8 protein-coding genes are annotated in these 12113 nt (G+C 74.1%); 7 read left to right on the forward strand and 1 reads right to left on the reverse strand.

Annotation, left to right across the window (positions count from 1 at the left end):
- The first annotated feature begins 9 nt into the window (after positions 1-9).
- From ABZ809_RS05745 to ABZ809_RS05765, 5 genes are all read left to right on the forward strand, one after another.
- Entirely contained in the window at positions 10-1146 is a 1137-nt protein-coding gene (locus ABZ809_RS05745; RefSeq protein ID WP_357561210.1) for a hypothetical protein, read from the forward strand.
- Positions 1143-2639 carry a hypothetical protein gene (locus ABZ809_RS05750; RefSeq protein WP_357561211.1) on the forward strand — a complete coding sequence of 499 codons (1497 nt, stop codon included), beginning with the start codon at positions 1143-1145 and terminating at the stop codon, positions 2637-2639. The genes ABZ809_RS05745 and ABZ809_RS05750 overlap by 4 nt, the downstream gene beginning before the upstream one ends.
- A 143-nt stretch (positions 2640-2782) precedes the next feature.
- Complete coding sequence (locus tag ABZ809_RS05755) at positions 2783-4972, forward strand: S1 family peptidase (RefSeq protein ID WP_357561212.1); 2190 nt, start codon at positions 2783-2785, stop codon at positions 4970-4972.
- A gap of 220 nt (positions 4973-5192) precedes the next feature.
- Entirely contained in the window at positions 5193-5951 is a 759-nt protein-coding gene (locus tag ABZ809_RS05760; protein ID WP_357561213.1) for a MerR family transcriptional regulator, read from the forward strand.
- A gap of 29 nt (positions 5952-5980) precedes the next feature.
- On the forward strand, positions 5981-6265 hold the full coding sequence (locus ABZ809_RS05765) for an antibiotic biosynthesis monooxygenase family protein (RefSeq protein WP_357561214.1): 285 nt from the start codon (positions 5981-5983) through the stop codon (positions 6263-6265).
- 259 nt (positions 6266-6524) lie between these two features.
- Here the strand turns inward: ABZ809_RS05765 and ABZ809_RS05770 are convergent, their stop codons facing one another.
- Complete coding sequence (locus ABZ809_RS05770; protein ID WP_357561215.1) at positions 6525-8048, reverse strand: gluconokinase; 1524 nt, start codon at positions 8046-8048, stop codon at positions 6525-6527.
- 173 nt (positions 8049-8221) lie between these two features.
- On the opposite strand from ABZ809_RS05770, the gene ABZ809_RS05775 reads away from it, so the two are divergent.
- Positions 8222-10600, forward strand: a complete 2379-nt coding sequence (locus tag ABZ809_RS05775; protein WP_357561216.1) for an acylase — start codon at positions 8222-8224, stop codon at positions 10598-10600.
- Positions 10601-10841: 241 nt separating this feature from the next.
- Complete coding sequence (locus ABZ809_RS05780) at positions 10842-12023, forward strand: hypothetical protein (RefSeq protein WP_357561217.1); 1182 nt, start codon at positions 10842-10844, stop codon at positions 12021-12023.
- Positions 12024-12113 lie beyond the last annotated feature (90 nt).

A 12113-nucleotide genomic window follows, 5' to 3' on the forward strand; every position in this document is an offset into this window, starting at 1 on the left:
TGGCGGATCGTGACGAGCAGCGAGGAGCGACTGGCCGCGATCCGGGGCGGTGTGCCACCGAAGCGGCACAACGCCCGCACCATCGCCGCCCTGACCGGCAACCCGGGCTGCACCCGGCGGGCCGTGCTGGACGGCGCCGGGGTGGACAAGCCGAGGCTGGCCGAGCGCATCGGGTTCCCCGCCGGGTTCGGGCAGTCCCGGTTCGCCATCACCCGGGGCAACGCGTTCGAGGCGCAGGTCAAGGCCGACGGCGGGGCGGAGCTGCTCCGGCTGGTCGCCGAGCGGTTGGGCGTACCGGTGCCGGCGGCGGCGACCTGGACGGACCTCGGCGACGGCGGCCCGGACGACACGGCCGCCCGGCACCGGCGCTCCGCCGAACTGCTGGCCGGCGCCGCCCCCGGCGACGCCACGGACGACGCCCCCGGCAGCGGGACGGACGCCGACGCCGCGCTCTTCGACCACCCGCTGCTGGGCCTGGACGTCGCCGGCCGCCGGGTGCACCTGGAACCGGACCTGGTCGCCGCGCGGCTCGCCGGCCGGTTCCACGTGGTGGAGATCAAGTCGTTCGCGGTGGTCGACGGTCAGGCCGACCCGGCCAAGGTGTCCGCCGCCGCGACCCAGGCCGCCGTCTACGTGCTGGCCCTGCGCGAACTGCTCGTCGCCGCCGGTCACGACCCGGAACTGGTGTCGCACGACGTGGTGCTGGTCTGCCCGCGCGACTTCGCCAACCAGCCGATGGCCAGCCTCGTGGACGTGCGCAAGCAACTGCTGGTGCTGCGCCGCCAGCTCGACCGGATGGCCCGGCTCGACACGCTGCTGGCCGCCGTGCCCGGGGACTTCACCGCCGACCTGACCGCCGAGCCCGCCGAGTTGCTCGCCGCGCTGGCGACGGTGGAGGCCCGCTACGCGCCCGACTGCCTGGCGGCCTGCGAGCTGGCGTACTTCTGCCGGTACGAGGCGCGCGGCCACACCGGGGCGCTGGGCCGGCCGGTCCGCGAGGCGCTCGGCGGGATCGCGGAGGTCGAGGAGGTGCTGGCGCTGGCCGCCGGGGAACGCACCCCGGAACCGGAGCAGGAGGAGGCCGCCGCGCTGCTGCGGGCCGCCGCCCGGCTGCGCGCCGACGCCCTGGCCGGGACCACCGCATGAGTACGCTGCGCGCGCTCGCCAGGGCCGAGGCGCTCGCCGCCGGGGTGGCCCGGCCGGTGGCGACCGTCCGGCACCTGCACCTGGCCGAGCGCCCGCTGGTGCTGGTGCCGCTGGCGATGGCCGGCGAGGCGAACGCCCCGTTGGCGGCGCTGGTCGGCGACGCCCCGGACGCGGCGCGGCTGCTGATCGTGCCGCAACCCCGCAACCGCGACCAGCGGTTCGCGTTCGCCGCCGAGCTGGCCGCGCTCGTGCTGCCGTACCTGGACGGGTTCCGGGGGGTCTCCGAGGCGGTGCCGGTCGACCGGGGCAGGGACGTGCGGTACCGCTACGTCGACGCGCCGCAGCTGCTGGTGCCGAACCCGGCCGGGGTCACCTTCCTGCGGCTGCTCGGCCGCTCCACCCGCTTCCGTCGCCCCGACGGGGACTATCCGGTGCACCCGTCGGTGCCGGTGCTCGGGCGCTGGCTGACCTTCTTCGCCGAGCGCGCCGAGCATCCGGGCTCGGCGGCGCTGGTGGCGATGACCGACGCACTGGCCCTGCACTGGGCCACGGGCCAGAGCGCGGTGGAGGACCAGCACCTGCCGGCGCTGCTCGGCTGGATCGGCCCGCCGGCCGGGCTCACCGGCGTCGAGGCGGCGGCCCGGGCCGAGGACCCGTCGGTCTGCCCGCCTGCCGGCCCGGCCACCGACCCCGACTTCGACAACCGGCGGCTCGCCCCGGCCATCGACGCGTACGTCGGTGCCGAGGACGACCCGGTGGCGCGCGCCGGGGCGTACGCGGAGCTGGAACGGCTGCTGCGCGACCAGGTGGCGCCCACCTGGGAGCTGATGTGGCGCGGCGTGGGGCTGCTGCGTGGCCTGCCCCCGGGCGCCCGGGCCGCCGGCCGGTGGGACGGCGATAAGGACGCCTTCACCGGCTACGCGGAGCACGTCGACAACGGGGGCGCGCCCCAGCCCCGGCGCGACGGGGCGGTGGCCGCCGCCCAGCGGCTGCACCGGCTGGAACGGGCCCTGACCTCCTACGCCGTGCAACGCGCCTACGACGACCCGCTGGTGATGGCGGAACACCGGCTGACCGGCGAGGCGTTCGTCGGCGACGTCACCCTGGCGGACCCGAAGCGGGTCGACGACACCGGTAAGCGGCCGGTGCTGCGCCCCCGCGTCCAGGTGGTCACCACCGAGCCGGTGCCGATGCCGGTGGGGGCGACGCTGTACTCGCCGGCCCGGCCGGCGCAGAAGGCCCGGGTGGTCTTCGTCACTCCCGCGCCGGACGGCAAGACCGAGGTGGTGCTGGAGCTCTCCGGCGGAATGGGCCGGGGGCTGACCGCCCCGCCGGGCAGCGTGCCCGAGGTGGGGGAGCGGCTCTGCTACACCACGCTCTCCGACGCGTTCCTGCCGGTCGGCGCGTTCCCGGCACCGGAGGAGACGCCCTGGACGCACGGCGGTCCGCCGGCCGTCGGTTCCGACAGCGATCCCGTACCGGAGCGGGACTGACGGCACCTTTGCGGTCCTCTTGTCCCTTCTCGGGCCCCTATGCGTGCAGGGGTCTTCCCCGTCTCCGGTGGCCGATAGCATCCACCGGAATCGAATCGACCTTGGTCTGATCGCGTGTCGATTCCTTATCCATGGGGGATGCATTGTCAGTTCACCGAACGCGTCGATGGGGTGGCGCCCTGCTCGCCGCCACGCTCGCGGCAGGCCTGCTGGGTGGCGCTTCCGCCCAGGCCGTCGCGGGGGCCCAGCCGGTACCGGAGGGCACCTACCGGTTCAGCGCCAAGGTCACCTTTGGTGACCTCCGTGCCTGCTCGGGCGCGCTCATCGACCAGAACTGGGTGATGACGGCGAAGAGCTGCTTCGCCGAGGGCAGCGCGCCGGTCGCCGCCGGTGCGCCCACCCGGCCGACCACGGTGCTGGTCGGCCGCGCGGACCTCACCGGCACCGCCGGTCACCAGCGCACGGTGGTGGCTGTCGCACCGCACCCGGACCGGAACGTCGCCCTGGTCCGCCTCGCCGCGCCGGTCACCGACGTGCCCCCGGTCGCGCTCGCCAGCACGCCGCCGTCGGCCACCGAGACGCTCAAGATCACCGGCTACGGCCGTACGGCCACCGAGTGGGTGCCGGACAACCTGCACCAGGGCTCGTTCACGGTGCAGGACGTCACCGCCACGTCGGTCGGCCTGCTCGGCGCCTCGGCCGGCGCGACCCTCTGCAAGGGCGACGCCGGCGGCCCGGCGTTCCGCGACGGGTCCGCCGAGCTGGTGGCGATCGTCAGCACCTCGTGGCAGAAGGGCTGCCTGACCGAGACCGAGACCCGCGACGGCGCCACCGCCACCCGGGTCGACGACCTCGGATGGTGGATCGACTGGCAGACCACCGACGTCCACCTCTTCGGCGTCACGCATCAGCTCATGCCGGACGCCACCGTGCAGAGGCGCCTCGTCTCCCACGCCGTCGACTCCGCCACCGGCGACGTGCGAACCCGCACCGCGGACGTGCCCCTGCCCTTCGCGCCCAAGTCGATGGCCACGCTCAACGCGGACACCATCCTGTTGACCAACGGGGCCGGCGAGCTGCACCGGGTGGATGTGGCGAACACGGTCGCACTGACCTACACCATCACGAAGATCGCCTCCGCCGACTGGGCCTTCGACGAGTTGGTCTACGACGGACACGGCTCGCTGTACGGCATCATCTCGGGCTCGCTGCGTCGCTACACCGTGACCAAGGTGAAGCCGGCGGCGGCCGACTTCACGGCCCCCACCACGATCAGCAGCGGGTTCGGCCTGCAGACGCTCGCCTCGCCCGGCCCCGGTCGGCTCCTCGGCACCACGACCACCGGCTACCTGATCTCCTACAAGATCAATGGCACCGGTTCCTGGTCCCGGTCCGACCTCTACCAGACCGGCTGGGACAGGCCCAGGGAACTGGTCTCGCCGGGTGGGGGCCTCTACCTCACCATCAACCCCAGCGACGGCCTCAAGCGCTACCGCGACGCCAACCCGCTCGACGGCCGAGGTGACGACATCACGCTGATCGGCGAGGAGCCGATGAACGGCGGATGGTTCCGCCATGAGCTGCTCTCCGCGCGGCCGTGGACGGGCGTCGTGTCGGTCTTCGGCACGGGGCCGGAGGGGCGGCTGTCCCACACGACCGTCGAGCCGGGGACCGGCGCCAAGCGCAGGATGGTCTCCGCGGCGACGCTCGGCTTCACCCCGAAGGCGATGGCCGCCCTCAACGCCGACACCCTGCTGGTGACCAACACCGACGGGAAGCTCTACCGGGTGGACGTCACCGGCACCGACCCGCTGGCCTTCACCACGACGAAACTCGCCGACACCGGATGGACGCAGGACCGGCTGGTCTACGACGGCAACGGCTCGCTCTACGGCATCAACGCCGGCTCGGCGCTGCGCCGCTACACCGTGACCAAGCCGAAGCCGGTCTACGCCGACATCACCAGCGCGAAGACGATCACCGGTAACTTCACGCTGACCTCGCTGGCCGCCCCCGGCCCCGGCCGGATCCTCGGCACGACAAGCACCGGCAGGTTGATGGCGTACGCCATCGACGCCGCCGGCGTGTGGACCTCCGCGGAGCTCGCCGCGACCGGGTGGGGCGACACCACGTCGCTGTTCAACCCCGGCGGCGGCCTCTACTACAAGCGGTTCGACTCCGGTCAGGTCGTCACCTACCTGGACGCCAGCCCGTTCGACGGCAGCGGGGCGGACATCCACCCCCACCTGCCCGACGCCCGGAACAACACGGGCTGGGACCCGATCCTCTCGGCCCGCCCGTACGACACCTGGCCGGACGGCCGCCGCTGGTGACCTTCTGACCGCCCTACCGCAGTGATCGTGCGGGCCGCCCGGACCGGGGCGGCCCGCACCGTCGTTTCCGGGGCGGCTCCCTGCCCACACCCGGCCTCCTGAGGCGGGCCGGATGGCCGGTTTCCCGCGCCCGGCCCGGCGGGGCGACCGGCGGCGCAGAATCGGGCTTGACCCTCACGTAACGGCAGGCGGGAGCCTGGTGCCCGGAAGGGAGGGAACCATGGCCTACACGGTGGGACAGGTGGCGAGGCTGGCCGGGGTGACCGTGCGGACGCTGCACCACTACGACGAGATCGGGCTGCTCTCGCCCAGCGGTCGCAGCGGCGCCGGCTACCGGCGCTACGACGACGCCGACCTGGAGCGGTTGCAGCACGTCCGCTACTACCGGGAGCTGGGGTTCCCGCTGGAGGAGATCGCCACGATCCTCGGCGATCCGGCGAGCGGCCCGTCGGCGCACCTGCGCCGCCAGCACGAGCTGCTGACCGAACGGATCAAGAGGCTCCAGGAGATGGTCGCGGCGGTCGAGTTCGCGATGGAGGCGAGCAAGTTGAACATCCCACTCACCCCGCAGGAACGGTTCGAGGTCTTCGGTGACTTCGACCCGGACGCGCATGCCGAGGAGGCGGAGCAGCGCTGGGGCGGCACCGACGCGTACCGGGAGTCGAACCGGCGCGTCGCGCACTACACGAAGGACGACTGGCTGCGGAACAAGGCGGAGAACGAGGACTGGTCGCGGCGGCTCGTCGAGGTGATCGCCTCCGGCGCGCCGGCGGACAGCCCGGCGGCGATGGACGTGGCCGAGGAGCACCGGCAGCTGATCAGCCGTTGGTTCTACGAGTGCAGCTACGAGATCCACACCGGGCTGGCCGACATGTACGTGGCGGACGAGCGATTCACCGCGTACTTCGAGAGGATCAGGCCGGGAGCGGCCGCGTACCTCAGCGAGGCCATCCACGCCAACGCGATCACCCGCGCCTGAGAGGGTGCGGACGTCCCGGGAGGTCAGCAGTGCTCATCGTCGCCGGCAGTCTCTACGTCGACCCGGACCAGCGGGACGCCTACCTGGCCGACTGCGTCGGGGTCGTCCGGCAGGCGCGCTCCGCGCCGGGCTGCGTCGACTTCGCGGTCAGCGCCGACCTGGTCGAGCCGGGCCGGATCAACGTCTACGAGCGCTGGGAGACCGAGGAGGGACTGCTCGACTTCCGGGGCTCCGGCCCCGCCGGGGAGCAGGCGGTGGCGATCCGCGGCGCTGAGGTGCACCGGTACCTGATCTCCGGGGTCGAGGCACCCTGACCGGCCGGCCGGCGGCCACGGCTGCCGCCCGGCCGTCCGCCGTCGCCGGCCCCGCGGTCAGCGCCGGCCCCGTTGCCAGCGCCAGCACGGTGACGACCGCCAGCGGTACGCGGACGCGCGAGCGCGGCCGGGTGCCGCCGGCCAGGGAACGCCGGCGCGAAGATGAGTGCCGCTTGTCTGTTTTCCTCACGTTTGCACCATATGAACGTGGTTGGTGCGGACGGCGGCCCCTCGGCGGTGTCACCCGTCCGGGCGGCGGTCACTCCGGCGGCAGGCCAGGGGAGAGCCGGCGCAGCGAGGTGAACGCGGGGACCAGCGCGTCGTACAGCTCGGAGAAGAGCGGCAGCAGCGCGGCGTAGGTGGCGGCGGCGGCCGGGTCGGGGCGCGCGGTCTCCGCGATCTGCACCAGGTCGGCGGCGACGTCGACGGAGGGGATCAGCCCCAGCGCCTCCAGGCCGAGCAGCGCGGCGCCGAAGCTGGAGCCCTCGCGCCCGGCGGGAAAGCGCACCGGCATGCCGAGCACGTCGGCGAGCATCTGCCGCCACAGCGGGCTGCGCGCGAAGCCGCCACTGGCCCGGATCTCCCGGACCTCGTTGCCGGCGGCCCGCACCGAGGCCAGCACCAGTGCCAACTGCTGGCAGACGCCCTCCAGCGCGGCCCGCACCAGGTGCGGGCGGCGGTGCCCGTGGGTCAGCCCCACGTACGCGCCGCGCGGCAGCGCGCTCCAGTGCGGCGCGCGCTCGCTGAGCAGGTACGGCAGCATGATCAACCCGCCGGAGCCGGCCGGGGCGCGGGCGGCCAGCGCGAGCAGTTCCTCCTCGGCGTGCTCACCCAGCTCAGGGGCGAGTGCGTCGCTGGCCCAGTCCAGCACGATGCCGCCGTTGTTGATCGCCCCGCCGACCACCCAGCGCTGTTCGGTCAGCGCGTAGCAGAACACCCCGCCGAGCGGGTCGACGCCCGGGCGCTCCACCATCACCCGCAGCGCGCCGCTGGTGCCGATCGTGCAGGCCATCACGCCCGGAGCGACCGCGCCGAGACCGAGGTTGGCCAGCGGGCCGTCCCCGGCGCCGACGACCACCCTCGTGTCCCGGGGCAGCCCGGTCGCGGCGGCGGCCTCGGCGGTGAGGCCGGGCAGCACGGTGGTGGTGGGCACCAGCTCGGGCAACTGCGCCTCGGTGATCCCGGCGATGCCGAGGGCCTCGGAATCCCAGGCGAGCTGGTGGACGTCCAGCAGCCCGGTGGCGGAGGCGACCGAGTGGTCGGTGACCAGCGCGTCGCAGAGCCGCAGCAGCACCCAGTCCTTGATGCCCACCCAGTACGCCACCCGGCCGAAGAGCGCCGGCTCCTGCTCGGCGAACCAGAGCAGTTTGGACAGCGGCGCCATCGGGTGGACCGGGGTGCCGGTGCGGCGGTGCAGCGCCAGCCCCGACGGGACGGCGCGCAGCCGCTCGGCCTGCCGGACGGCCCGGGAGTCGGCCCAGGTGATCGACGCGGTGATGGGGTCACCGTCGGCGCCCAGCCCGATCAGGCTGTGCATCGCCGTGCTGAAGGACAGCGCGGCGATCGGGCGGTCCAGCTCCGCCACGACCGCGCGGACCGACTCCAGCACCGCCGCGTGGATGTGCCGCGCGTCCTGCTCGGCGTAGCCGGGCTGAGGCTCGTCGAGCGGGTAGCCGACCGCGTGGTTGGCGATCCGGGTGCCGTCGGCGTCGTACGCGACCGCCTTGGTGCTGGTGGTGCCGATGTCGACGCCGATCACCAGCGGGTGGCGCGGGCCGGCCAACGCTTCCACCCCCTCGCTGACCTCGGGTGCCGCTGACGTTACCCAGCGTCCGGGTGGCCCGTAGGGGGAACAACCTGTTTCCCGCTCGGGTCTTCCTCAGCGCACCTTCGGGGCGTGAGAATGCCGGCCAGTGTGAAAATCCCACACGTTCATCCCGACGGGGAGGAAACTCGATGAGGCCAAAGCCAGCCTGTGCGCTGGTCGCCGCCCTCGCCACGGTAGTCACCACAGTGGTGACCGGCGTACCGCCGGCCGCCGCGCAGCACCGTGACGGCGGCTACTCGGCGGAGATCCGCCGGGCTTCGTACGGCGTCCCGCACATCACCGCCCGCACCTTCGCCGACCTCGGCTTCGGCGTCGGCCACGTCCAGGCCGAGGACAACATCTGCGTCATCGCGGAGAAGGTGGTCACGGTCAACGCCGAGCGGTCCCGCTACTTCGGGGCGGCCGGCCCGACGGACGCGAACGTGCGCAGCGACCTGTTCCACCGCAAGGCGATCGACGACGGCACCGTGGAGCGGCTGCTGCACGGGCCCCGCGACGGCGTGCACTCGCCGTCGAACGACGTCCGCGACCAGATCCGCGGCTTCGTCGCCGGCTACAACAACTACCTGCGCACCACGGGCGCGGCGAACCTCACCGACCCGGCCTGCCGGGCGAAGCCGTGGGTGCGCCCGCTGACCGAGCTGGACATGTGGCGTACGACCTGGGCCAGCATGGTGCGGGCCAGCTCGCGGGCGGTGCTCGACGGGATCGTGGCCGCCGCCCCGCCGACGGCCACCGGTCCGGCCGCCGTCCTCGACGCGCCGGGTGCCGCGGCCGTGGTCGCGGCCAGCGACGGCGCCCCCGCCGGGGTGGGCAGCAACGCGTACGGGCTCGGCTCGCGGGCCACCACGCACGGCGGCGGGATGGTGCTGGCCAACCCGCACTTCCCGTGGGAGGGCGCGGAGCGCTTCTACCGGATGCACCTGAAGGTCCCCGGCCGCTACGACGTGGAGGGCGCGGCGCTGGTCGGCGACCCGATCATCGAGATCGGGCACAACCGCACCCTCGCCTGGAGCCACACCGTCTCCACCGCCCGCCGCTTCGTGTGGCACCGCCTCGCGCTGGTCCCCGGCGACCCCACCTCGTACTACGTGGACGGCAAGCCCCGGAAGATGACCACCCGCACGGTCACCGTGCAGGTGCCCGGCCCGGCCGGCGGCACCGTGCCGGTCAGCCGTACGTTCCACGACACCCACTTCGGCCCCGTGGTCGTCGTGCCCGGCACCTTCGACTGGACCACCAGCGCCGCGTACGCGATCACCGACGCCAACGCGACGAACAACCGCGCCTTCGACGGCTGGCTCCAGATGGGCCGGGCCAAGACGGTCCGGGAGCTGAAGCAGGTCCTCGACCGCTACCAGTTCCTGCCCTGGGTGAACGTGATCGCCGCCGACGCCCGCGGCGAGTCGCTCTACGCCGACCACTCGGTGGTGCCCCGGGTCACCCACGAGCTGGCCGCCGCCTGCATCCCCGCGCCGTTCCAGCCGCTCTACGCCAGCAGCGGCCAGGCCGTCCTCGACGGCTCCCGGTCGGCCTGCGCGCTCGGTCGGGACTCCGACGCGGCGGTGCCCGGCATCCTCGGCCCGAACAACCTGCCGGTGCGGTTCCGCACCGACTACGTCACCAACTCCAACGACAGCTACTGGCTGGCCAACCCGGAGGCGCCGCTGGAGGGCTACCCCCGGATCATCGGCAACGAGCGCACCGAGCGCAGCCTGCGTACCCGGCTCGGCGTGGAGCAGGTGCAGGGGCGCCTCGCCGGCACCGACGGGCTGCCCGGGCGGGGATTCACCACGGCCCGCCTGTGGCAGACGGTCTTCGGTAACCGCGCGTACGGTGGCGAACTGCTCCGCGACGACCTGGTGGCGCTGTGCGCGGCACAGCCCACCGCGACCGCCTCGGACGGGACGACCGTCGACCTGCGCCCGGCCTGCGCGGCGTTGCGGGGCTGGGACCTGCGCGTCGACCTGGACAGCCGGGGGGCGCACCTGTTCACCGAGTTCGCCCTGGCCGGCGGCATCCGGTTCGCCGACACGTTCGACGCCGCCGACCCGGTGCACACGCCGAGCCGGCTGAACACCGCCGACCCGCGCGTGCTCACCGCGCTCGCCGACGCGGTCCGCAAGCTCGCCGGCATCCCGCTCGACGCGCGCCTGGGTGACATCCAGACCGAGCCGCGCGGCGACCGGCGCATCCCGATCCACGGCGGGCGCGCCGAGGCCGGCGTGTTCAACATGATCATCAACCCGCTGGCGCCCGGCGTCGGCTATCCCAAGACGGTGCACGGCTCGTCCTTCGTGATGGCCGTCGAGCTGGGCCGCGACGGCCCCTCGGGGCGGCAGATCCTCACCTACTCGCAGTCGAGCAACCCGAACTCCCCCTGGTACGCCGACCAGACCCGGCTCTACTCGGGCAAGGGCTGGGACACCATCAAGTACACGGAGGCGCAGATCAAGGCCGATCCGAACCTGCGCACCTACCGCGTGGGGGAGGGCCGCCGGCACTGACCCGCCCCACCCCGTCGCGCCCGCCCGGTCCACGGTGACCGGGCGGGCGCGACCGCGTACGGGCCGGTCTGCCGGCACCGACACGCCCGACGGAGGTGGGCCGGGTCGGCGAAACCCACCCATCGTCCGATTTGATCCGCCGTTCGGCCATTTTGTCCCCTCCGGCGTGTCCCCGTCGACCGCCGCCGCAGTTGACACCTGTGACACCCCGGTTGGTGGCCTGCGCGGCGAAGGAGTCGGCGTGGCAAAGACTGATTCGACGGGTTCCACGTGGCGGTACCGGTGGGTGCACCGGCAGAACGAACAACGGCGGCGCGTGTTCCGGAGCGCCGACCGGGCCTGGCGACGGCGCGACGACGAGCTGCGCCGCCTGCGTACCCTCGCCGAGGAGTTCCAGGGCTCGGCCTCGGCGGGCGCCGGGCTGCCCCTGGAACTCGCGCCCGACGAGGTGGTCTTCTGGGTGCTGCCGGCAGCGCAGCTCGTGGAGGTCCGGCACACCACCGTGCTCCCCGCGCCCGACCTGACGGTCGCCCCGGCGGCCACGCCGCCGCGGCCCCGCCGGCCCGACGGTGTCCGGGTCGCCGACGCCGGCATGGCGGTGATCACCAACCGCCGGCTGGCCCTGCTCGGCGGGCGCGGCCGGCGCGACTGGGCGTACGGAAAGATGACCGGCCTGGCCCACGACCCGCACGCGCCGGTCACCCTGATCCAGGTGCTGGACCGACGGCGCGCCTCCGGGCTGATGCTGCCGGCCGACGTCGCGGCCGACTTCCGGTTCAAGCTGACCCTGGCCTTCGCCGACGCCATCGAGCAGCGCGGCGCGGTGCTCGACCAGCTCGACGAGGCGATCGCCGAGCACGCGCAGCTCAAGCCCTTCCGGCCGCAGATCGCCACGCCGGCGCAGGCCCGGCCCTTCGCGTACGTGCCGGGCGGCCGGCGCACCGTGGCGGTCGCCGCCGGCATCGCCCTGCTGGTGCCCGCCGCGCTCTTCCACACCGACCCGTCCGACCCGACCAGCGCCGAGGTCGCCGTCGCCGCCACCCCGGCCCCGGAGGCCGGTTCCGCAGGCGTCCCCGCCGCCCCGCCGGCCGGCCTGCCGGCCCCGCCGACGAAGGTGCCGGCCCCGCCGACGAAGTCGCCGGCGGCGTCGAAGCCCCGACGCGACAGCCCGTCGCCCTCGCGGACGCCCGCCCGGGAGCGGCTCTGCGGCGCCCCGGACAACCCCATGGGGTACGACTTCTGCGGCGGGGAGCGCATCCGCCAGCCGGCCGTCGAGATCTGCGACTGGTTCGACTGCACGCCCGAGTTCTGGGCGGGCCGGGGCTACCTGGTGCAGTGCCGCGACGGCTCGGTGAGCCTCACCGGCGGGCGACGGGACGCCTGCGAGGCACACGACGGGGTACGCCGCACGGTCTGGAGCTGAGCCTCCGGCCCGCGCCCCGCCGTGCGGACGCCCGGCGGCGGGTGGCACGTGCCGGCGTGCGGTCCACGGTGCCCTCCGCATGCGGGGCGG

It is taken from the genome of Micromonospora sp. NPDC047074, from assembly GCF_040643815.1.
Lineage (GTDB): Bacteria > Actinomycetota > Actinomycetes > Mycobacteriales > Micromonosporaceae > Micromonospora.

Excerpts from the sequence above, each read along its gene's own strand:
- ABZ809_RS05760 (WP_357561213.1), top strand. The coding sequence starts at position 5,193 with ATGGCCTACACGGTGGGACAGGTGGCGAGGCTGGCCGGGGTGACCGTG.
- ABZ809_RS05775 (WP_357561216.1), top strand. The coding sequence starts at position 8,222 with ATGAGGCCAAAGCCAGCCTGTGCGCTGGTCGCCGCCCTCGCCACGGTA.
- ABZ809_RS05750 (WP_357561211.1), top strand. The coding sequence starts at position 1,143 with ATGAGTACGCTGCGCGCGCTCGCCAGGGCCGAGGCGCTCGCCGCCGGG.